The organism is Helicobacter sp. 23-1045, assembly GCF_053654655.1.
Genome location: NZ_JBSIUR010000002.1, coordinates 98,429 through 120,818 on the forward strand (window position 1 = coordinate 98,429; position 22,390 = coordinate 120,818).

Here is a 22,390-nt window from a genome sequence, read left to right on the forward strand (position 1 = left end):
CCCTTTGTCCGCGAAAAATTCACGCTTGATTCGCCCAAAAAGGCGACAATTTTTTTGCAACAGATGCTAAAAATCACGCACAAAGAAGCGCAAAAGATGATTGACAAAGGCAGGATTGAGTGCAATGGCGCGATATTTAGCCAAAAGGCGGGATTTTTGAGTGGCGAAATTATTGTGAATCATTTTAGGGCGGAGGCGACAGAGTTAAAGCCCATTTTTGAAACGGCGGATTTTGCGCTATTTGACAAACCTGCGGGGCTTCTCACGCACCCAAAGGGGCGATTTTCTCACGCAAGTTTGCTTGATAGCATTCGCTTTCATTTGGGCGCAAATGCAAATCCCATAAATCGCCTTGATAGCGAGACTAGCGGACTTGTAATTGTGTCAAAAAACAAAAAAAGCGAAGTGATTTTAAAGCGATATTTTGAAATGCGCGAAGTGGAGAAAACCTACCTTGCAGTAGTTTTTGGGCGAATCAACATTGCAAATTTAGCGCAAAAATTTGGCAAATCGATTATAACCACACGCAAATCTAACGCAGATTCGCACGATTTTATCATCGATTTGCCACTAAAAGATGGGCAAAAAGGCGTGGATTTAGGCATTCGCACTTGCATTGATAAAAACGGCAGATTCGCCCAAAGCGCGATAAAAATTCTGCATTACGATTCGGCGCGAAATATCACGCATTTAAAAATCACGCCACTCACAGGGCGCACACATCAGATTCGCGCTCATTTGGCGCATATCGGGTATAGAATCGTAGGCGAGATGCTTTATGGTGTGGAGGACAAAAATGCGCGGGATTTTTTGGATGGCAAAATCAGTGGCGAAGCGCGGACGCAAATCTTTGGGGCAAATCGCCTAATGCTCCACGCCCAAAGTCTGCGCTTTTGCTATCAAAGCAACGAATTTTTTATTCGCTCAAAAATGCCATTTAGTTTGCCTCCAAACTCGCACTTTGTGGATTGTGGTTCTTAAAATTTGCCTTTGGCTTTTCTAAATTATCATTTGCGTAGCAATACACGCACCCAAAGGGGCAAGTGTTATACGCGCCTATGTCTTTGCTTGCAATGCACCCGCATTCTTTGCGTTGCCCTGTGTCTTTCGTGTCTTCTATTGCGCGCTGTCCTTTGTATTTTTCTTTATATTCTTTCTTATCTTTTTTAGAAATTATTATAAATTCTCCGTCAATCCCCTTATTACAACTTCGCCCAAGATACGCCAAAAGTTCTTTATCACAATCTTTTATAAAATCGCCCTGCTTTTCTATTTTTTGTTTAAGTAGCTTTAAAATCAAATCATCATCTATACATTTATTGTGAGTAATGCCATATCCATCCAAATTTTTCTCTTCAGCGCAAGTGCTAAGCGTAAAATTCCAGCCTTTTTTGTTTTTAAGTTCGCTTAATTTTTGCGCAAATTCATTCATAGATTTATCGTCCCATTCTATGTATTTTATACCTGCTTTGTGCATATTTCGTCCCGTTTTACCATAAATATCTAAAAAAGAAAATACAAATTTTTCCGTGTGATTTTTTAGCTCATCGCCGATAAATTCTATCTTTTCAAGCAAATTTTGCAACGATATTTCATCGCTTAAAATTAGCGGGTCAAAACGCCAAATAATCCTATCTTTGCCGATTTGCTCACTTAAATTTTTAAAGCATTCTATGCGTTTATTTAGATTTGGCAGATTCTGCTCGATATTTTTATCATAATCATTTAGCGTATATTGAAAATAAAAAATGGGTATATTTTCTTTGATAAAATCCAAATGTTTGAAAAAGTTTTGCGGATATTTGCTCCAAAATACCACCGCACGAGCTTTTTTAAGAGAGATTGTATGAAACTTGCCATTAAATGGATTTTTCCATTTACATTCGCCCTTTTGCCATTTATCCACAAACCAATCGCCAAAAAATCCCGCAATATCCGTTGCGCGTGAAGCTGAAATAATCACAGGTTCATAAATTTTATCGCTCATATTTTTCTCCCTTATTACATTGAAATATATATTCATATCGCTTAATAGCGCGATGATATTTGTTATCAAATATATCGTTTTTATTGTGCGAAATTAGCTCTGCATTGTAGTTTTCTTTGAAATGTTGATAAAATAAATCTAACCTTACTTGCGTATTATTATAAGGCGGACTTACGCAAATAAATATATTTTGCCCCTTGTTTGCGCTTGAAATCTTATCATAAAACGCCCTATCTAACCTAAAATTCGTCAAATCCAACACATTAGAAAAAATATGTAAAGTTATATTTTGCCCAATCAGTTCTAAATCTCTTATTTTTATATCATCTAAACCTTTATTAAACGCTTTTATTTGATTTTCGCTAATTTCAAGTAGATTTAAATGCAAAATCCCCCTTGATAACGCCACACTTGAAGGCTCGATGAGAATTATGTGATTTATTTTAGCGTTTAGATTGTGATTTTTTATAAAATCTAAAAACACGCAACTACCCAAAGCCTGTCCGCAACCATAATCGATGATATTGATATTTTTATCATTTAGATTCACCGCATTGCATAGAGCTTTAAAACTTGCATTTAGTTTTATTTGGTGCATTAGCCCATAAATGCCTAAATAGCAAATTAGCTCATTTGAATCTTGCAAAATTTTTCTGCCACGCTCCAAATCGCATTTAGTTTTATTTGACTTGCAATAAGTCAAAATTTTATCAAAATTTATATGGCAAATCCGCCTTAAAGAAGTTGCATAGTCGCTAGATTCGATTGTGATTTTGATATTTTGCGCGATGATTTTAGATTCGCTATCAAATGCTTGTAATAGCGCATTTCTTGCGGCAATATAATCATTTGGCAGATTCTGCAAAATCTCCACCAAATAAGTCGCCAAATGCGACTTTTCATCGCAATTTTGCCACAACGATTGCAATAAAGATTGATTATTAGACTTTTCAAAATATTTTAGATAAAGATAGATAAATTCTTCGTTTATATCACTGATATTTTGCTCATCATAAAGATTTGCAAGATTTTCAAAATGCGCCCGAAATTCGCTTGGATTGTCGATGACATTTTTAGCAAAATCTAACCATTTGTTTGTGTGATTTTGTCGTCTTAAAAAATCATAAATGCACTTAAATTCAAACTTGCAATTTACTTCATAATAGATTCGCGCAAAAAGTTCTATCAAATGCGCATCATTGCGGTATAAAGAATCCAAATTTTTATGCAGATTTTCAAAAGATTTGCTTAAAGATTCTCTATTTTGCATTAAATCTACTTTGCTTGTAATTTCAAACTCTTCGTAGCATTCTTGCAAATTATGCGTAGCAGTGGCGTTTAGGACGCTTAAAATTTTAGTCATTTTTGCTATCTATCTCTAATAATGTTTGTTCTTTTGGTGATTTAGCTTTTGTGCTTCTTTTTGTGCTACTTTTACGCTTTGGCTTGTTGATTAGTGCTGTAATATCTTTTTTAAGATTTTCATTTTCTAAAATCAAATTTTTATTTTGTTCTTGTAGTTCTTTGATTTGCTTTTGCAATTCATTTTGCGATGAATTTATTTTTAGAAGTAATTTTTCATTTTGTTCTTGTAATTCTTTGATTTGCTCTTGTAATTTATTTTGTAATGAATCTATTTTTAGAAGCAATTTTTTGTTTAAAAGATTAGTTTGTTCTATCGTGTAACTTACGGCATTATTGTAAAGTTCTAGCAAAATTTGTCTCTCAACATTGCCTTTATTAAAAAGCAAACTAGCAAAATGCCCACTAAAAACCCTGCTATCTTTTATAAAATCATCAATTTCTTTATTTAGATTATGCGCCCAAACAAAGCTATATATGATTTCAATGATTGTCAAATCAAATTTATTAAATTCAAATTTGATTTTTTTATTTCGCTCTTTGTTTGCAAATCTACTATACCCTACAAAATACCCAAGCGCGAAATAAAATTTATTTTCACTAGGCAATTTATATGGTTCAATTCCCAACATATCAACTACTCTTTTAGGTGATTCATCGCCAGCATAAAGTGCAATTTGTGCTAAAATATTTAATATTTCATCATCTTGTTTGAATTGTTTCCCAAGCTGTTTTTCTTTGTATGTTAGTCCATTTTCAACAGCATAACGGCGCACATCATCTATTAGCATTTTGCCTTCTAAAAATGGTTTGATTTTCTCAAACTCATTAAAAGGCATTTGCGATTTACGCAAAAAATAATCCAAATATTCAAAAACGCAGGATAAAAATTTATCGCCACTAGCGTTATATCGCAAAAATGCCATCGCACCCAAATATCTATCAAATTCTTTTAATTTATCCGCATTAGATTCGCGTGTTTTAATATCTAAATTATGAATTTTCTCTAATGGCAAAACTACACACATATCTCTTAAAACAAATGCCGTTGTCAGTTCTATCGTGCCTATCGTTTGCTCTAATTGCTCTTTATTTTCAAATATAATCATTCTTAAACGCGATAATGGCAACGCAGATTCGTATAAAAAAAAGCCATTTTCTAGTGATTTTAAATTATCTTTTTCGGATTCACTAATGACAAGCTCCAAACATACATCATCGCCATTAAATGCAAATCGTTTTTCACGCAAAACCACATTTTCAATAATGGCACTATTTAAAAAATCCGCCAAATTTACCGAGTGTATCGAAAAGTAAAATTTTTGCATACTCTATCCTTTAAAATGGTATATCATCAATATCTATAAGATTTCGCCTAGTTTGAATCTCATAAGTATTGCTATCTTTTAAAAAATCTATTTTGCTATTTGCAACCAAATATAAATTTTCCTTTGCTCTTGTCATAGCGACATATAGAGCTTTTCGCTGTGTCAATGTAAAATTATTTTTATCTTTCAAATTTATAAAATGCGTTTTATAGCTTTCAAAGTCTGGGATTATCACCGTATCAAACTCCAAACCCTTTGCCGAATGAAAAGTGGTGATATGAAGTGAGCTTAATTGTGGCTCAGCATCACTCGGCAATAAAGATGAATAATAATAGGTGTGTTCTATTTTCTTTTGTTCTAAAAGTTTATGATATTTTTCGACATTTGCTTGGTTATAACACAAAATAGCAATATTATGTTTTGCAGAATCTATTTCTTTATAGATTTCATATTCTTCGATAATATCAAAGATAAAATCCACACCAATGCAAAGCGTAGGTTTTGTGCCTATCTTATTTCTTTGCTTTAAAGATTCAAGTTCCTCAGGTGTATAAAGTGTTTTATGCCAATTTTTAACGATAAAATTTAAAATATTAAAAGTATTTCTAAAAATTTTTTCAAGTTTATACTCAATATTATGTGAGAGCAGATTTTTGATTTCATTTTCTGTAATTCTATCTTCATAAATTTGTTGTTTAAAATCCGCACCTACGCTTAAAGATTCGGTTTTATTTTTGATTGTTTTAAGCCAATCTAGCTTTAAATCTTGCGCTTCATCAATGATGATTTCTTTGTAATTGAGTTTTTTGCACCCAAATCTAGTAGCAAGACAAATCTCGCTTAATGTTAAATTTTCTCCCGCAACAACGCTCTTTGTGTATTCTCTTAATGTTTTTGTAAAAGTGATATAGGCAAATGGGGGGGGGGGAATCGCCATTGCTACTTTTTAGGCGATTTATATAGCGATATATCAAACACACAGATTTGCCACTCCCAGCTAGTCCGCTAACAAAAATTGGATTTATATCATTTACAACAACGCGTTGATGTGTCGTTAAATCGGTAAGCTTTGGCAATCGCACATAATAACCACTCATCAAAATCCTTTGCAATAAAAATGCGGATTATACTATATTTTTTGCTATTTTGACAATAAAAATCAGTTCAAAATTTACGCCAAATCCACCTTTTAAAATTTAACGAACGCTAAATTTTATAAAATCTTTATCGCAGAATCTAGCACAGATTCTGCGTTTCTACGATTAGATTCTGCACTTCAAATCTTAGATTCTGCCAAATTCGCAGAATCTACTCGCAATCTGCGCGTATTTTTAGATTTTATCTTTTAAATTTAGCTCTTTGATAACCTGTGCGTATTTGTCATAATCTGTATTTTTGAGATATTTTAGCAGACTGCGCCTTTGCCCGACTAATTTTAGCATCCCCAAACGACTTGCGTGGTCTTTTTTGTTTGCGCGTAAATGCTCTGTCAAGCTTGCGATTCGCTCCGTTAGAAGCGCGATTTGCACTTCGCTAGAGCCTGTATCATTGCCACCTCGCGCAAATTTTGAGATAATCTCACTCTTTTTCGCCGAATCCAAAGCCATTTCAAACCTCCGTGATTGGTATAATTAAAATTTGGTATCAAAATTAAAAGCGCGAATCTTACTATAAAATCCTTTAATTTTGCTTAGATTTTGCAAAATTGTAGATTTGATTTCAAACTTTAAAGCAAAATTTCGCTAAAATCCGCATTTTTAGATTCACAAATTTAAGGGGACGCTTTGGCGCAACATTCACCGCAAAATCAATTCGCAGTAAAATCGCTTGTAGGCAGTATTTTTCGCTCCAAAGATTTGATTGTCGTCTTTTTTATAATGGCGATTTTAGCCATCATCATCGTGCCACTACCTGCGCCGTTATTGGACTTTTTTCTAACGATTTCTATCGCGCTATCCGTGCTTATCATTTTAATCGGGCTTTATATCGCCAAACCTACGGATTTTTCGGCGTTTCCTACGCTACTGCTTATGGTTACGCTCTTTCGCCTTGCGCTAAATGTCGCCACTACGCGAATGATTTTAAGCAACGGGCATTTGGGCGCGGAAAATGTGAGTGAGATAATTAGCGCGTTTGGGAATTTTGTTGTCGGCGGGAATTATGTCATCGGCATTATTGTTTTTAGTATTTTGGTGATTGTGAATTATTTGGTAATCACAAACGGCGCAACGCGCGTGGCAGAAGTCCAAGCGCGATTTATGTTAGAAGCGATGCCGGGCAAACAAATGGCGATTGACGCGGATTTAAATTCAGGGCTTATCGAAAAAGACGAAGCGCAAAGGCGGAGAGAAGCACTCACGCAAGAAGCGGATTTTTATGGCTCAATGGATGGTGCGAGCAAATTTGTCAAAGGCGATGCTATTGCTGGAATCATCATAACTTTTGTAAATATCATCGGCGGATTTTTAATCGGCTTTTTTATGCGTGGTATGGGGTTAGCAGAGAGTGCGGCGACTTTTACGATTTTAACAATCGGCGATGGTTTGGTAAGCCAAATCCCTGCACTCATCGTCTCAACTGCCACAGGTATCGTAATCACACGCGCCACAAAAAGCGATGAGCAAAGTTTCCCAAAAAGAGTAGTAAATCAGCTTTTAGGCAATAGCAAGATTTTGGCAATAGTTGGGACGATTTTGGTATTTTTCGCGCTAATACCGGGACTGCCGACTTTGTCGCTAGGATTTGTGGGATTTGTATTTTTGCTAATGAGCTATCTTTTGAGCTATGGCAGTGATAAAATCTTTGCAATATTGCCACTTAAAAAATCCCCGCAAACCGCCCCCATAATCAAGCAAAAGCCATTAGAGGCAAAAAATGAAGTTTTAAGCAAAAGCGATATGGAGGCAAAAGAGCGGTGGATAAATCAACAGCACGAAGATATGATAGATAATCGTTTGAGGCAAAATGTGCTGTTGCTAAATGTCGGACTTGAATTAGTCAAAATCGCAAATAGCCCCGAAAGTCCTTTAATGGAGAAAATCCGCGCTATTCGCGTGAATTTCGCTTCGCAATATGGATTTGTCATCCCTAAAATCTCCATTTCATCGCTCTATCCTGATTTGCCCTCAAATACCTATGAATTTTTCCTAAAAGGCGTGAAAATCGGCGGCGGGCAGGTGGAAGTGAATAAATTTTTGGTGCTAAATCCCACAGGCGAGGAAATTAGCGGACTTGATGGCATTCCCACAAAAGACCCTGTTAGCAATGGCGATGCCCTTTGGGTAGATGGCGTGGATAGCAAGGATGAGGCATTAACGCGCGGATATATTGCCGTAGATTCTGCGACTGTGATTAGCACGCATATTAGCGAGTTGATTAGACAATATGCAGAAGAGATTTTAACAAGAGAGGATGTGAAAAATCTTATAAATAAACTGCAAAATGACTTTCCAAATTTAGTCAGCGATACGCAAACAATCCCGCTTGGCGTGATACATAAGGTATTGCGCGATTTGCTTCACGATGGGATTCCTATCAAAGATATGATTACGATTTTAGAGACAATCATCGATGTTGCCCCAAAAGTGCAAAATAACACCACAATAATCATCGATTATGTCCGCGCCGCGCTTTCTCGCGTGATTACAAATCTCTTTAAAAGCGATGATGGTGCTGTGAAGTTTTTCAATCTACCCGCAGAATCTGAGAGTTATTTGCTTCAAAAAATGCAGGATAATCAATATGGACGGCATTTTATTTTAAGTATCGCAGAGATGCAAAAAGTCATCGATGCCTTTATTAGTATCGTAAATAAGGCGCAAGAGCTGCAAATCACCCCGATTTTGCTTTGCGAGACTAATCTCCGCTCCCCATTATCCAAACTCGCAGAGAAAAATAATGTCCCGCTTAAAGTGCTAGGCAACGCCGAAATTAGCACAAATGCAAAGATTGAGTTTTTGGGCAATATTGAGCTAAAATTTAACTAAATTTTGCAAATCTATTTTAAAGAAAGGAAATAAAAATGACAGAGATTCATCATCTATCACATATCGATTTAGACGGCTATGGTGCGCAGTTTGTGGCAAGGGAGTTTTTCAAAAATATTGTGTTTTATAATGCAAATTATGGCAGAGAAGTGGAGGTGCGATTGCGCGATATGTTAGGCAATATCAAAAGCGCGAAAAATACAAGTTTTTTAATCTTAATCACAGATTTAAATCTCACGCTAAATGAAGCAAAATTTTTGCAAAGCGAAGTCGCACTTTTAAACGCGCAAGGCAAAAAAACGCAACTTTTATTGTTAGACCATCACATTACAGGCAAAGAATGTGCGCAAGTTTATGAGTGGTATCATTTGGATTCAAGCATTTGCGCTTCAAAAATTACGCTAAATTTTTTAAGCGAAAATATCGCAAATCTATGCGCCAAATCAGCCGAATCTTGCGTGATTTTACGCGATTCGCACAAGCGCGAAGGTATGCAAAAATTTATTGATATGATTGATTCGGCGGATACTTGGAAAGAGGATGGATTTGGCTTTGAGTTTGGCAAAGTCGCATTAGGAATGATTGCGCAAAGCAGGGAATTTAGTCGCTATATGTTTGATGATTTTGATAGGGATTTTAAGTTCAAAATGTTGGAAGTGGCAAAAAATTATTTGTTAGATTCGCAAAACAATCCCCGCCCTAACGCAAATGTAGCGTTGGATAACAATATCTTTTTAGACAAAAAAAAGGCACTTGGCGGGGATTTGGAGAGGCAAACAATGGAGCAAATTTTATCGCAAAAACAAACGGATATTTTGCGCTCACAAAAAGAAAAATATACCATTTTTTTGAATGATGCAAATGGCGACAAAAAGCGCGGGATTTTGACTTATGGCATTGGCAATATTTCGATTTTGGCGAATCTATTTTTGACACAAAATAGCGAATTTGATTTCTTTTTAGACATAGGAAGTGGCGGAACCGTGAGCTTTCGGGCGAATGGCAACTGCGATGTAAGCGCGGTGGCAAAAAAATATTTCAACGGAGGCGGACACAAAAACGCCGCTGGTGGCAAAATCGAGGAATTTAAAGGGACATTTTTATACGATGAAGCAAGGGCGCAATTAGAGGCAAGGATTGGCAATAGCGTGGAGGACGATGATGACGATTGGCAACGATTATAATGAATTGCTTGATGAGATTGTGATTTTGCTAAGTGCGGCTTTGAGCCTTGCTGGTGTGAGAGATGACAAAATGAAAACCGCGTTAGATATTTATGAATCGGAGTTTGACAAATGCGATGATGACGCGCCCTATGATTATAAAAGCGTGTGTGAGATTATTTTAAAGATGAAGCAAAATCACGCAGAACTTTTTGGCGGAGCTATTTAAATGAAAACGATAAATTTGGCAATCCTATTTAGTGGCAATGGGAGCAATTTAGAAAATATTTATAAAAAAATGCAAGGATTGATTTGCAATTCGTCTTTGGGTAATCATTGCGTAGAATCTACTTCACTTCGTCATTGCGAGGCACGAAGTGCCGAAGCAATCCAAAAAAACAATAATATAGATTGCCACGATTCTGCTACGCAGAATCTCGCAATGACGGAAAAAATCGTAGATTTTGCAAATGAAACACAAATCGCAGAAACTGCCACCAAAACGCAGAATCTAATCGCAGAATCTAATGCGAAAATTACCCACCCCCTAGCCCCCTCCGCAAGGGAGGGGGAACAAATCGCAGAATCTACTTCACTTCGTCATTGCGAGGCACGAAGTGCCGAAGCAATCCAAAAAAACAATAATATAGATTGCCACGATTTGACTTCGTCAAATCTCGCAATGACGGAAAAAATCGTAGATTCTGCAAATCAAAACAAAATCGCAGAATCTAATACAAAATCGCAGAATCTAAAAATGGATTGCCACGATTTGCCTTTGGCAAATCTCGCAATGACGGAAAAAATCTCAGATTCTGCAAATGAAACACAAATCGCAAAATCTACCCCAAAATCGCAGAATCTACACGCAGAATCTCGCATTAAAAATGCCCCGCGCGGAAGTATTTTGGATGAGAAATCGGGGTTGCGAAGCCACGAGCGAGGAAATAGAACTAGTGGTTCATTGACGAAGCGAGTGGCAAGTCTCCCCGATTTATCGCCAAAAGACTCCGTGCTACGATTAAATTTCTCTATCGCCATTTGTAGCAACAAATCCGCCTTTGGAATCACGCGGTGCAAAAATTTGGGGCTAAAATGCGAAGTCATCGATTACAAAGCAAACAAAGGCGATTTTTTTGAAAAAATCATCGCAACGCTTGAATCGCATAACATTAACTTGGTGATTTTGGCGGGATTTATGAAAATTTTGCCCCCAAAATTTACCGCCAAATTTCGCGCCATAAATATCCACCCTTCAATCTTGCCACTTTTTAAGGGCGCACACGCAATCGCTGAATCTTACCAAAGCGATATGAAAATCGCAGGTGTGAGTGTGCATTTTGTGAATGATGAGCTAGATGGTGGCGCACTCATCGCGCAAGATATTATCCAAAAGATTGATGGCGAGAGCTTTGAATCTTTTGAATCGCGAATCCACGCATTAGAGCACGAACTCTACCCAAAGGCAATCATCAAAGCACTTCAAACACTTCAAACATTGGGATTTTAAAGGGATTTAAATGCAAGAATTGTGGATTTTTGCCATCGTTGCGATGCTAATTTTCATCGCCCCACTCATTCATAAAATCACAAAATTATCGCTTGTGGTGGTTGAGATTTTGCTTGGAGCACTTGTGCTAAATGTCGGTATCATCGGCGAAATCGCGGTGTTTAAAGAAGTCGCACACATTGGATTTTTATTTTTGATGTTTTTGGCAGGGATTGAAGTTGATATAAAAAGTTTTTTGAATTTGGGGGTAAGCTTTTTACGAAAAGTGACATTTTATTTCATCGCCCTTTATGCTAGTAGCGGGATAATCGTCCTTGCATTCGACTTGCCACTAATCTATGCTGTGGCGTTCCCCGTGATGAGTATTGGGATGATTGTGATTTTGATGCAAGAAGTCGATAAAGATAAATTTTGGCTCAATCTTGCGCTAAAAATTGGCATAATCGGCGAAATCATCAGCATTTCGATGCTTGTGCTTTTGAATGGATATCATTCATTTGGGATTGGATTTGAGTTGTATTTTTCGATTTTGATTTTGTTTATTTTTAGCGTTGTGGTGGGGATTATCTTTAAGATTAGCGATGTGATTTTTTGGTGGTTGCCAAACTTGCGAAATGTCCTAATCCCCGCGCACTGCGAGAAAAATGAAGATATCCGCTACGCGATGATGCTGTTTTTTTTGATGATTACAATCGTGCATTTGCTAAATATCGAAGTTGCGCTTGGCGCGTTTGTTTCAGGCGTAATTATCTCAAACTTTTTTAAAACGCATAAATCGCTTCACTACCGCCTAAATGACATTGGATTTGGATTTTTAATCCCGTTATTTTTCGTGTATATTGGCTCGACTTTGGACTTTTCGCTGATTGATTTTGAAGTGCTGAAACGCGCGATTTATATTTGCGTAGCGATGATTGCGGTGCGAATCGTGGCGAGTTTGGTGGTGTTTTATAGGGATTTGAAGGACTTTTTGCATATTTTGCTTTTTGTGCTTGGTAGTGCGATGCCGCTAACTTTTTTAGTGGCAACTGCGACTTTGGGGCTAAATATTGGCGCATTAGAAAAGGGCGATTATTATGCGTTTGTGCTATCAGCGATGATTGAAGCGGTGGTGTTTGTTACAATCATAAAGGCGATAAATGCGAGAGAGTAGCGTTTTTGGCAATTTGTTCTGGGGTATGCAATTTGCGCCGTTTTTGCATAAAACTTCGCTCGATGAACCGCAAGTTCTATCTCGCTTGTTTCACGCAAAAACGGCACAAAGCCACACCGCCATTACTTCGATTGTGATTTGCAAGGCAAATCAGCTTTATAATTCGTCATTGCGAGATTTGCCTTTGGCAAATCGTGGCAATCCACAAAATAATTATTTAGATTTTGCATTCGCAGAATCTAGTCCAATTTGTCACACTAAGCAAAGCGAAGTATCTCAAAAAAAAAGAGATTCTTCGCTTCGTGCGTTGCACTTCGCTCAGAATGACAATTTTGTGGATTGCCACGAAAATGCTACGCATTTTCTCGCAATGACGAAAAAATGCAAAAATCCACAGAATCTAACGCACGAAAATTCGCGCAATCCATCGCAAAAATCCACAGATTCTGCGACAAAGCACTAAAATGAACCGCCCAATCCACAAAAACGCGCTTCTAATCGTAGGATTTTGCGCATTTTGCCTAATGTGCCTAAAACTCATCGTTGCGATTTTCAGCGGTAGCGTGGCGATTATGGCAAGTGCGATTGATTCGCTACTTGATATGTTTGTCTCGCTTTTCAACTATTTCACTTACAAAAAGGCGCAATCGCCCTCCACAGCGCATTTCAACTATGGATTTGGCAAGTTGGAGGGGGTGGCGGCACTTTTTGAAGGTGCGCTGATTTGCGCTTCTGGCGCATATATCATCTATCAGTCGCTTCAAAAGTTCATCGCAAAAAGCGAGATTTCGGCACTAACGCATAGCATTTTCATTATGCTAATCTCAATTTTTGCCACGCTTGGCATTATTTGCTTTCTAAAATTTATCGCGCGCAGCGACAAAAGCATTATTTTAAAGTCTGAGATTTTGCACTACAAAGTGGATTTATTAAGCAATCTAGCGGTGATTTTTTCGCTAATGCTTGTTTTTGTGACGCAGATTTATGCATTTGATGCGGTTATCGGCGGGATTTTGGGGATTTATATTTGCGTCCAAAGCTACAAAATCGCAAAAGATGGATTTTTCATTTTGCTTGATAGGGCGGTGGATGAGAGTTTGCAAGGTGAAATTTTGGCGATTTTAGGCAAAAATTCGCGCATTTCAAGTTTTCACGACTTTAAAACGCGCCAAAGCGGGGGATTTATTTTCGTTGAGTATCATTTGGTGTTTGATAAAGAAATCACGCTTTTTAAAGCGCACGAAATTTCAGATGCGATTGAAGCGCAGATTAGGGGCATTTCGGCGGATTATGAGTGGGTGATTTTGGTGCATTTAGACCCGTATGATGATAGTGTGTAAAACTCGTCATTGTGGCAAAACGCAGAATCTAGCGTAGAATCTAATAAATTTTTTGCTAAAATAAACGCCTACTTTAATTTTTGGAGGGAAATATGGAAAAGTTAGCAAAAAACTTACAAAAAATCATTTTGATTCGCCACGCAGATACGATTGATAGAGCGGAGTTTGCCAAGCATAACAGCGATGATTTGGTGCGTCCATTAAGCAAGTTAGGCAAAAAGCAAAGTAAAAAAATTGCAAATTTCTTGCAAAAAATGCACCGCATTTCGCAAATCTCGCTTGTGCTTTCATCACCATCAAAGCGCACAAGGCAAACGATAAAGCATTTTTTAAAAAAACATAAAAAACTTTGCAAATTTAGCGAACATATCGCCCCAGAGTGCGGGATTGAAGGGTATTTGAAGGCATTGAAGTCCGCGCCATCGGCAAAAATCATCGCGCTAGTTGGGCATCAATTTGATTTGGGGAATTTCGTGGAGTTTGCGAGTGTAAAGCAAGATTTGCCAATCAAAAAAGGGACAATCATCGAATTATCCCGCAAAAAAGGCGCAGATGAAGTCAAAGGCGGATTTTACATCTCAACGCTAATTGCGCCAGAGTGCTTGTAGATTCTGCGTTTTACACGCGCAAATTTCGCAGAATCTACGATATTTCTCGCAGAATCTCGCGCAAAAATAATCATTGCAAGAAATCGCACTTGTGCGACTTTATGGCAATCCAAGAAAACGCAGAATCTAAAATAGATTTGTCTTTGCAAATAAGTAAAACAAGCGTGGCAATTCATACATTTTGCGTTATTTTATTTGTGTCTTTGCAGGATTCTGCGATTCGCAGAATCTGCGAGGATTTATAAAATCTAAAATTGTTTTGAAAAAAATCAAAAAGAAGTCAAATTTGGTTGCGGGAGGCGGATTTGAACCACCGACCTTTGGGTTATGAGCCCAACGAGCTACCGGACTGCTCTATCCCGCGACAACGCGCCTTTGTGCTTTAAGCAAACGCCTTAAACAAAACGCTCCAAACAAACGCGATAAAATTTGATTTAATCTAATCCCAAAAAGTGGCTGGGGTAAAAGGATTCGAACCTCTGAATGGCTGGACCAAAACCAGCTGCCTTACCGCTTGGCTATACCCCATCAATTTTAAAAAGGCGAATTATATTTAAATTTGCGCTTTTTTGTCAAGCGTTTTTAATTTTCATCTGCTATAATTTGCGATTTTATTTTCAAAAATATGAAGGATTTTTATGCAATTAAAGCGCGTAGAGGACGCAATAAGCGCGATAAAAAACGGCGAAATGATAATTATAATGGACGATGAGGGCAGAGAAAATGAGGGCGACATAGTCTATGCGGGGGAGTTTTCAAGCCCTGATAAAGTGAATTTTTTGGTAACTGAGGCGCGGGGCGTTTTGTGCGTGAGTTTGACGGATAAACTTGCCAAAAAGCTAGATTTTCCGCTAATGGTGGATAAAAATAGCTCCAATCACGAAACAGCTTTCACCGTGTCAGTCGATGCCAAACGCGCCAAAACGGGCGTTAGTGCCTTTGAGCGCGATATGACAATCAAACTAATTTGCGATGATAATTCGCGCCCAAGCGACTTTGCAAAGCCCGGACATATTTTCCCGCTCATCGCTAAAAAAGGCGGTGTTTTAGTCCGCACGGGGCATACGGAGGCAAGTGTGGATATTTGCAAACTTGCAGGATTAAAGCCCATCGCCGTGATTTGTGAGCTAATGAAAAAAGATGGCACAATGGCAAGCAATAATGATAATTTTGTGATGGATTTTGCCACACAACACGGGCTAAAAGTGCTTTATGTCTCTGATTTGGTGCATTATAAATTTCAATATGAAGTTTTGGTAGAGAAAGTCGGCGCGAAAAAAACGCGCTTTTTTGGCGTGGAGTGCGAGAGAATTGAGTTTATAGACCATTTGGATTCGCGACACATTGTGTATAAATTTAATGCAGGCAATTCGTCTCTTACGCAATCTTCGCGGGAGCTTGAAAAATTCTCATTCGATAGACCGCAAGTCTTATCTCAATCGAATTTTTCTGCGCAACCCACGAATCTCGCGCAAGATACTAGAATTGCAAACGATTCAAATAATTCGTCATTGCGAGGCAGTGGCGAAGCCACAACGAAGCAATCCACAATAAATTGTCATATTGAGCGTAGCGAAATATCTCAAAAAAACAGGGATTCTTCGGTCGCTTCGCTCCCTCAGAATGACAAAATAAACGCAAAAACTACCACGCAATCAAACAATCGAAGTAATGGCGGTGTTGCTTCGAGTCGTTTTTATGCGAAACGAGCGAAAATAGGACTGAATCGTCCATTGAGCGAAGTTTCATATAAAAACGACTCGAATGAATACCCCAGAACAAATTGTGCGCAAAATGCGCCTTTTGTGCGTTTTCATTCATTTAATAACACCTTGCAACTTTTAGAAAATAACGAATTTGAGACGCTCAATAAAGCAGTGGCGTTTTTGCGCGAAAATGGCGGATTTTTGGTATGCCTAAATAACGCAAACAACGAGATGAGCCAAAAAAGTCAAATCAATAAAAACGATGCAAGTGAAGCAAGCAAGGTTGTCGGCATCGGCGCACAGATTCTAAAAAGCCTAAAAATTAGCGATTTCGCGCTTCTATCCACCCGCAAAAATCATCAATATATCGCGCTAGGTGGCTTTGGGCTAACGATTAAAAGCGAAGTTTTGATTTAAAAAGGGGGCAGAAATGAGATTTTTAGCGATATTAGTTTTTAGCGCGGTGTGCGCGTTTGCAAAGGTTAGCGTGAGTGTGAGTGTCATCCCACAGGCGTTTTTCATTCAAAAAATTGCAGGAAACTTGGCGGAAGTCAATATTTTGGTGCAAAAGGGCAAAAGCCCTGAAACCTACGAGCCATCGCTAAAAGAGCTAGAAAAGCTAAGCAAATCGCAGGTTTATTTTACCATCGGTATGCCTTTTGAAAGTGCGTGGATGGAGCGATTTAAGGGTGTAAATCCAAATCTAAAAATAATCGCCCCCTTGCCAAAAGATAAGGCAGAATCCACCGCAGATTCTGCGAAACACACACACGATTCGCATTCGCACACCGCAGATTCTGCGAAGCACAAGCATTCGCACCACGCAGATTCTGCGAATCGCACACACGCACACAAACATTCGCACGATTTATCGCCAAAAGACAATCACGCCCACCACGCCCACATTCATTTGCCACATATTTGGTTATCTTTCAACCTCTCAAAGTCCCACGCCACGCAGATAAAAGATACTCTTTGTGAGATAGATTCTGCGAATTGCGCGATTTATGCGAAAAATTTGGCGGAGCTTCACAAAGAGATTGACGCGCTTTATACGCATTTTAGGGGCGTTTTTGCGAATCAAAAAAAGGCATTTTTGGTTTATCATCCCGCATTTTCGCTAATCGCAGATGAGCTTGGATTAGAAGAAATCGCAATCGAGCAGGACGGCAAAGAGGCGAAAATCGCGCACACAAAAGAGGTTTTGCGACTTATTAAAAAGCATAATATCAAAGTGATTTTTACTCAACCGCAGTTTTCCACCAAAAGCGCAAAGACACTCGCAAAAGAGGCAAATCTCACGCTGAAAACCGCCGACCCGCTGGCGTTTGAGTGGATTAGCAATATTAGAGATTTTCTAAACGAAGTGGCAAAATAAATGCAAAATTCGCAGAATCTTCCCCAAAATCACGCAGATTCTGCGAATTCGCAGAATCTAATAGATTGCCACGACTTCGCTTCGCAAAGTCTCGCAATGACGAAAAATTCGCAGAATCTCCCCCAAGATTCGCAGAATCTCCCCCAAGATTCGCAGAATCTCCTACAAAATCAAAGCATTTGCGCGTCGCATAATCCCGCACAAAAAGTGCAAAATCTCAAACAAAATCTCCGCCAAATCCTTGCAGATTCTGCGCTGTGTGCGAAAACTTGCGATAATGCGCCAAAGATTCTGCGATTGCAAAATATTTCGTTTAAATACACAAATGAGTTTGTTTTGCAAAATATTGATTTGGAGATTTGCAAGGGCGACTTTATCGCGCTCATCGGTCCAAACGGCGGGGGAAAAAGCACTTTGGCAAAGATTATTTTGGGACTTTTGAAACCAAATGGCGGAGAGATGATTTATCCAAATGTAACTTTATTTAACAAAAATTCGCTAATTGGTTACACTTCGCAAGAAACTAATATAAATAAAAACTTTCCCATTGTGGCATTAGATGTCGTGCTGATGGGATTTATACGCCATAAAACCTTTGGTTACAAAATCACAAAAACTGATATTTTTGAGGCGGAGAAAATTATGGAGATTTTAGACATTTCGCATTTGAAAAATCGAAAAATTAGCGATTTATCAGGCGGGCAAAGACAGCGTGTAATGATAGCCCGCGCGCTATGTGGCGAGCCAAAACTGCTGATTTTTGATGAGCCAACGGCAAGTATCGATATGCCTACGCAAAAAGAAATTTATGAATTATTAAAGCAAATAAACGCTAATCATACTATAATTTTAATCAGCCACGATATTTCTATCTTGGAGTATGCAAACAAAGCGGTGTTTGTAAATCGCACCCTTTGGCAGAAATAAAGGATAAAAAATGAATGAAAATTTTGAGGTTGCAATCATTGGCGGCGGGATTTCGGGATGTGCGGCGTTTTATGCGTTGAGTGCCTACACGGATATTAAAAATGTCATTTTGCTAGAAAAGTGCCAAAATCTAGCGAAGGTTAGTTCAAGTCAAAAGGCAAATTCACAGACGATTCACGATGGCTCGATTGAAACAAACTACACGGCGCAAAAAGCCGCCAAAGTCAAAATCTCCGCTGACAAACTCAAAAACTACGCCCTCCGCCACAATCTCCAAAACAAAGGCATTTTTAAAATGCAAAAACTCGCAATCGGCGTGGGCGACAAAGAATGCGAGTTTATGAAAAAGCGACACGGCGAGTTTGAGGGGATTTTTGAGGGGTTGCAATTTTTTGAAAAAAGTCAAATCAAAGCGTTAGAGCCAAAAATAATTGAAGCAATGAATGGAAATGATAGAAGCGAAAATGTCGTAGCGTCAGGCTACAAAGAGTCGTGGTGTGCTATGAATTTTGAGATAATTAGCAATCATTTTGTAGATTCTGCGATGATTGCAAATCCAAAAAATTGCGTGAAAAATAAATTTTGCGTGGTGGATATTAAGGCAAAGGGCGATGGATATGAAATCCGCTCACGCGATGGGAGCAAGGTGTATGCGAAGTTTGTGCTAGTCAATGCCGGCTCGCACTCTTTGCCTTTGGCGCAAAAATGTGGCTATGGCAAGGATTTGGGTTGTTTGCCTGTGGCGGGGAGCTTTTACTTTGTGCCGGGAAAACTTTTGCGTGGCAAAGTCTATGGCGTGCAAAATCCAAAATTACCCTTTGCCGCACTTCACGGCGACCCTGATATCGCGGTAGAGGGCGTTACGAGACTTGGACCCACCGCACTTGCTATGCCAAAATTAGAGCGCGGGAAGCACTTTTGGAATAATGTAAGTGGGGAGCTTTTAAGCATTGATTTTAAGCTAGGTGCGCTAAAAGTGGGATTTGATTTATTAAGCGATAGTGAAATCCGTAGCTATGTGCTAAAAAATATGGCATTTGAGCTGCCACTGCTTGGCAAACGGCTCTTTATAAAGGACGCAAGGAAAATTATCCCATCGCTAAAAATTAGCGATTTGACTTATGCGGAGGGCTTTGGCGAGGTGCGTCCGCAAGTGATTGATTTAGGGGCGAAAAGATTAGAGTTAGGCGAGAAAAAAATCCAAACCAAAAAAGGGCTGACTTTCAATATGACGCCATCCCCCGGCGCGACAAGCTGTCTTGGCAACGCAGAGATTGACGCAAAGGAAATCGCGGAGTATTTGGGCGCGAAGTTTGATAGTGAGCGATTTTTAGCGGATTTGGGGTAGTAAATGCGAAAAATTTGGCAAATTATCTGCATTGCTCTTTTTAGCATAATCCCCCCCCCCTTATCGCAGAATCTAAATGCAAATCCCATTGAATTAAGCACCATTTGCACGCCAAATGCCGAGTGCAAAATCGATACAATTCACAAAGATAAAAATATCCAAAATTCCGCACCATTCTCCACAAGTCAAATCAAAATCGAAACGCAAATTACGACTTTTACAAACACAAGCGACATTACAAGCACTGACGAACAAAGTTTTTACATAAACAACAACGATGGCAAAATAATAAATTTTATCAACAAAGGCACAATTTCGGGTGGGATTAGGATTTTCTCTCAAAATGCCATAAGCACACTTGAAAACTACGGCACAATGCGCGGTATTTGGACGCAGTATAAACCGATAGAAATTACAATCAATAATTTAGGCACGATACTCACAAATGAAGGCAGTTACATAAATACTCTCGTCAAAAAAGCGGCACACTTCGCCTTTGAGAGCGACCAAGCAAAGTTAGTCATCCAAAACTACACAATAAAAATTATTGAAAATGCCAATGAATTTAATAACTTTACGGGTTACGACAACAAGACGGAGAATAAAAATTCGCATTTGATAATCACCTATAATAACTACACGCCCACCGATAAAAATCTATATTTTAAGGATAAGGATTCAAAATTTATCATTGATTTTAGTGGTGATTTTGAGATGGGGGCAGGGTATAAAATCGCCAAACTTGTGGTGTCCCCAAATGATGGAGAGCCGATAAATGCGCTAAATATCGACTTTTCTCGCCTTATGCTAAAAGATGCTGATTTTTATGATATTTTGGAGAGTGGAGAGTATTTTATCGTTCGCGTGAAAGAAAAGAGTGGCGATTTTTCCCTGCATACGCCAATTACCGAACTTTACAAAAGCAATCTCCGCACGATGAATAATTTTCAAATAATGACTAGTGCGATGATTTTCCCACGAAAATTTGCCAAATCGCAGAATCTAACGCAAACTCCGCAAAATTCACAAACCCCGCAAAAACGCACGATTCGCAGAATCAAAAAAGTTTCGTCATTGCGAGGCGCAGAATCTAACGCACAATTTCCGTCATTGCGAGATTCTGTGAATCTTAACTCCGCCTTTGTCATTTTGAGCGAAGCGAAAAATCTCGCAGATTCTGCGATTTTAAAACAAAACGAAACATTTTTCTACAAAAACGCAGAATCTACCGCAAAAAATCGCAGAATCCAAAGAAACATTTCTCGCAATCCCGCAGATTCTGCAAATCGCCCCCAAATCGCAGAATCCACCGCAGATTCTGCAAAAAATTATTATTTCATTTTCACCCCCTTCATCAATCACAACTCTTTCGCACAGGCAGGAAACTACGCGCTATCAGGATTTGATTATGGTTTCATCACCGCTTTTAGCGCAAATATCGCAGAATCTCACACACTTGGCGCACACTTCGCCCTAACCTACGGCACATTACGCGACAAGCACGACAAAGATTTGGCAGTCAAAAATCTAAACTTATTCGGCGGACTGCACTATAAAATCGACTTGCCCTACGCGCTATTTTTAAAGGCATACGGGGACTTTTTCTACTTCTCAAACGACTTAAAAACGCAATTTTTGGCAGATTTAAAACCGCAAAATTTGGGATTTGGCGCAAATTTAACTTTTGGCAAAACCTTTGATTTTCGCACAGGCGGGGCATTATCGCTCGAAGCAGGATTTGACTACAAAGCACTCAAATCAAAGGAAATCAAAGCAGATTCTGCGATTTACCAAAACGCGCTTTTTAACCTAATCTACGGCGATTTGGGGATTTCTTACGCAAATTATTTCAGCGGATTTGGGATAAACTTTGGCGTAGGCGCGAAGTTCAATCTCGCCCCCAAACTCGCCAAAAGCAAGGTTTTAGTGCGAAGCGAAAACTTCGATTTCGCCCTAGATAGCGACAAAATTTTAGGTTACGCAAACGCAGGAATTTCGTATTTGCTTCAAAAATCAAACTTCGATATGGAGTTTGGATTGCAGTATTTTGGCAACTTCGGCGACAAGGGAATCTCAAACGGCGGCGGCTTTGAATGGCGCGTGCTTTGGTAGGGCAATTTGTTCTGGGGTAATCATTTGAATTATTTTTGCATAAAACTGCGCTCAATGGACGCACAAGTCCTATTTTCGCTTGTTTCACGCAAAAATAATCCAAAGCACCACCGCCATTACTTCGATTGTTTTAAAGACAAAAATCGCAGAATCTCGCACGAAATTCGTAGAATCTGCCAAAAAAATTTTGTCATTCTGAGCGAACAAAGTGAGCGAAGAATCTCTAAAATTATCCGTCATTGCGAGGCGCACAAAGCGAAGCGAGTGCAACGAAGCAATCCATAAAAAAATTAAACAAATGGATTGCCACACTCGCTTCGCTCGTTCGCAATGACGGAAAAATAAAAATGCTAGATTCTGCGATTTTCGCCAAATTTCGCATATTTCGCAGAATCTTAAAGAAATCCCCAAAAAAAATATTAGATTCTGCGACAAATCAAACGATTTATATTTTTAAAATCGCAGAATCTGAGAAATTTTAA

23 protein-coding genes, 2 tRNA genes and 1 pseudogene are annotated in these 22,390 nt (G+C 38.7%); 17 read left to right on the plus strand and 9 right to left on the minus strand.

Features of this window, described 5'->3' with window-relative positions:
* Positions 1 to 63: 63 nt before the first annotated feature.
* On the plus strand, positions 64 to 981 hold the full coding sequence (locus ACWIUE_RS02985; RefSeq protein ID WP_454134982.1) for an RluA family pseudouridine synthase: 918 nt from the start codon (positions 64 to 66) through the stop codon (positions 979 to 981).
* Here the strand turns inward: ACWIUE_RS02985 and ACWIUE_RS02990 are convergent.
* The 5 genes from ACWIUE_RS02990 to rpsO form a co-directional block, all read right to left on the minus strand.
* Entirely contained in the window at positions 938 to 1,987 is a 1,050-nt protein-coding gene (locus ACWIUE_RS02990; RefSeq protein WP_454134736.1) for a DUF1848 domain-containing protein, read from the minus strand. The genes ACWIUE_RS02985 and ACWIUE_RS02990 overlap by 44 nt on opposite strands.
* Positions 1,977 to 3,350: a hypothetical protein gene (locus tag ACWIUE_RS02995; RefSeq protein ID WP_454134737.1), complete on the minus strand. Its 1,374-nt coding sequence runs from the start codon at positions 3,348 to 3,350 to the stop codon at positions 1,977 to 1,979. Before ACWIUE_RS02995 ends, ACWIUE_RS02990 begins: the two co-directional genes overlap by 11 nt.
* Entirely contained in the window at positions 3,343 to 4,677 is a 1,335-nt protein-coding gene (locus ACWIUE_RS03000; RefSeq protein ID WP_454134739.1) for a hypothetical protein, read from the minus strand. The genes ACWIUE_RS02995 and ACWIUE_RS03000 overlap by 8 nt, the downstream gene beginning before the upstream one ends.
* 10 nt (positions 4,678 to 4,687) lie before the next feature.
* A complete protein-coding gene (locus tag ACWIUE_RS03005; RefSeq protein ID WP_454134741.1) occupies positions 4,688 to 5,614 on the minus strand; it encodes a 3'-5' exonuclease in 927 nt (308 codons plus the stop codon).
* Positions 5,615 to 6,008: 394 nt separating this feature from the next.
* Positions 6,009 to 6,284, minus strand: coding sequence for a 30S ribosomal protein S15 (gene rpsO, locus ACWIUE_RS03010; protein ID WP_454134743.1), 276 nt, complete (start codon positions 6,282 to 6,284; stop codon positions 6,009 to 6,011).
* A gap of 177 nt (positions 6,285 to 6,461) precedes the next feature.
* Between rpsO and flhA the strand changes: the two genes are divergently transcribed.
* From flhA to ACWIUE_RS03050, 8 genes are all read left to right on the plus strand, one after another.
* A complete protein-coding gene (gene flhA / locus ACWIUE_RS03015; protein ID WP_454134745.1) occupies positions 6,462 to 8,663 on the plus strand; it encodes a flagellar biosynthesis protein FlhA in 2,202 nt (733 codons plus the stop codon).
* A gap of 35 nt (positions 8,664 to 8,698) precedes the next feature.
* Positions 8,699 to 9,847, plus strand: coding sequence for a DHH family phosphoesterase (locus ACWIUE_RS03020; RefSeq protein ID WP_454134747.1), 1,149 nt, complete (start codon positions 8,699 to 8,701; stop codon positions 9,845 to 9,847).
* Positions 9,801 to 10,055, plus strand: a complete 255-nt coding sequence (locus tag ACWIUE_RS03025; protein WP_454134748.1) for a hypothetical protein — start codon at positions 9,801 to 9,803, stop codon at positions 10,053 to 10,055. Before ACWIUE_RS03020 ends, ACWIUE_RS03025 begins: the two co-directional genes overlap by 47 nt.
* Positions 10,056 to 11,336 (plus strand): formyltransferase family protein, encoded by a 1,281-nt coding sequence (locus ACWIUE_RS03030; RefSeq protein ID WP_454134750.1) that lies wholly within the window; start codon positions 10,056 to 10,058, stop codon positions 11,334 to 11,336.
* Positions 11,337 to 11,346: 10 nt separating this feature from the next.
* Complete coding sequence (locus ACWIUE_RS03035; RefSeq protein ID WP_454134752.1) at positions 11,347 to 12,489, plus strand: cation:proton antiporter; 1,143 nt, start codon at positions 11,347 to 11,349, stop codon at positions 12,487 to 12,489.
* Entirely contained in the window at positions 12,476 to 12,952 is a 477-nt protein-coding gene (locus tag ACWIUE_RS03040; RefSeq protein WP_454134754.1) for a hypothetical protein, read from the plus strand. The genes ACWIUE_RS03035 and ACWIUE_RS03040 overlap by 14 nt, the downstream gene beginning before the upstream one ends.
* A gap of 1 nt (position 12,953) precedes the next feature.
* The gene (locus tag ACWIUE_RS03045) at positions 12,954 to 13,829 is read left to right on the plus strand and encodes a cation diffusion facilitator family transporter (protein WP_454134755.1); all 876 of its coding nucleotides are present in this window, start codon (positions 12,954 to 12,956) and stop codon (positions 13,827 to 13,829) included.
* Positions 13,830 to 13,921: 92 nt separating this feature from the next.
* A complete protein-coding gene (locus ACWIUE_RS03050; RefSeq protein WP_454134757.1) occupies positions 13,922 to 14,437 on the plus strand; it encodes a SixA phosphatase family protein in 516 nt (171 codons plus the stop codon).
* On the opposite strand, the gene ACWIUE_RS03055 is transcribed toward ACWIUE_RS03050, so the two are convergent.
* A complete protein-coding gene (locus tag ACWIUE_RS03055) occupies positions 14,401 to 14,526 on the minus strand; it encodes a hypothetical protein (RefSeq protein ID WP_454134759.1) in 126 nt (41 codons plus the stop codon). The genes ACWIUE_RS03050 and ACWIUE_RS03055 overlap by 37 nt on opposite strands.
* 12 nt (positions 14,527 to 14,538) lie before the next feature.
* Here ACWIUE_RS03055 and ACWIUE_RS03060 point away from each other — a divergent pair, with 12 nt between their 5' ends.
* A complete protein-coding gene (locus tag ACWIUE_RS03060; protein WP_454134760.1) occupies positions 14,539 to 14,682 on the plus strand; it encodes a hypothetical protein in 144 nt (47 codons plus the stop codon).
* Positions 14,683 to 14,724: 42 nt separating this feature from the next.
* Here the strand turns inward: ACWIUE_RS03060 and ACWIUE_RS03065 are convergent.
* Positions 14,725 to 14,801 (minus strand) — tRNA-Met (locus ACWIUE_RS03065).
* Positions 14,802 to 14,890: 89 nt separating this feature from the next.
* Positions 14,891 to 14,965 (minus strand) — tRNA-Gln (locus ACWIUE_RS03070).
* Positions 14,966 to 15,075: 110 nt separating this feature from the next.
* Here ACWIUE_RS03070 and ribB point away from each other — a divergent pair.
* The 6 genes and pseudogenes from ribB to ACWIUE_RS03100 all read left to right on the plus strand — a co-directional run.
* A pseudogene (gene ribB, locus ACWIUE_RS03075) lies at positions 15,076 to 15,673 on the plus strand (3,4-dihydroxy-2-butanone-4-phosphate synthase); the annotation flags it as partial.
* 569 nt (positions 15,674 to 16,242) lie between these two features.
* The gene (locus ACWIUE_RS03080) at positions 16,243 to 16,560 is read left to right on the plus strand and encodes a hypothetical protein (RefSeq protein WP_454134984.1); all 318 of its coding nucleotides are present in this window, start codon (positions 16,243 to 16,245) and stop codon (positions 16,558 to 16,560) included.
* Between the two features lie 13 nt (positions 16,561 to 16,573).
* Positions 16,574 to 17,521 carry a metal ABC transporter solute-binding protein, Zn/Mn family gene (locus ACWIUE_RS03085; RefSeq protein ID WP_454134762.1) on the plus strand — a complete coding sequence of 316 codons (948 nt, stop codon included), beginning with the start codon at positions 16,574 to 16,576 and terminating at the stop codon, positions 17,519 to 17,521.
* Positions 17,522 to 18,448 carry a metal ABC transporter ATP-binding protein gene (locus tag ACWIUE_RS03090; RefSeq protein WP_454134764.1) on the plus strand — a complete coding sequence of 309 codons (927 nt, stop codon included), beginning with the start codon at positions 17,522 to 17,524 and terminating at the stop codon, positions 18,446 to 18,448. It begins immediately after the preceding gene.
* 10 nt (positions 18,449 to 18,458) lie between these two features.
* Positions 18,459 to 19,796, plus strand: a complete 1,338-nt coding sequence (locus ACWIUE_RS03095; RefSeq protein ID WP_454134766.1) for an FAD-dependent oxidoreductase — start codon at positions 18,459 to 18,461, stop codon at positions 19,794 to 19,796.
* Positions 19,797 to 19,799: 3 nt separating this feature from the next.
* Entirely contained in the window at positions 19,800 to 21,908 is a 2,109-nt protein-coding gene (locus ACWIUE_RS03100) for an autotransporter outer membrane beta-barrel domain-containing protein (RefSeq protein WP_454134768.1), read from the plus strand.
* Between the two features lie 84 nt (positions 21,909 to 21,992).
* Here ACWIUE_RS03100 and ACWIUE_RS03105 read toward each other — a convergent pair whose 3' ends face one another.
* A complete protein-coding gene (locus ACWIUE_RS03105) occupies positions 21,993 to 22,148 on the minus strand; it encodes a hypothetical protein (protein ID WP_454134769.1) in 156 nt (51 codons plus the stop codon).
* Here ACWIUE_RS03105 and ACWIUE_RS03110 point away from each other — a divergent pair.
* Positions 22,148 to 22,390 carry a hypothetical protein gene (locus ACWIUE_RS03110; RefSeq protein ID WP_454134771.1) on the plus strand — a complete coding sequence of 81 codons (243 nt, stop codon included), beginning with the start codon at positions 22,148 to 22,150 and terminating at the stop codon, positions 22,388 to 22,390. The genes ACWIUE_RS03105 and ACWIUE_RS03110 overlap by 1 nt on opposite strands.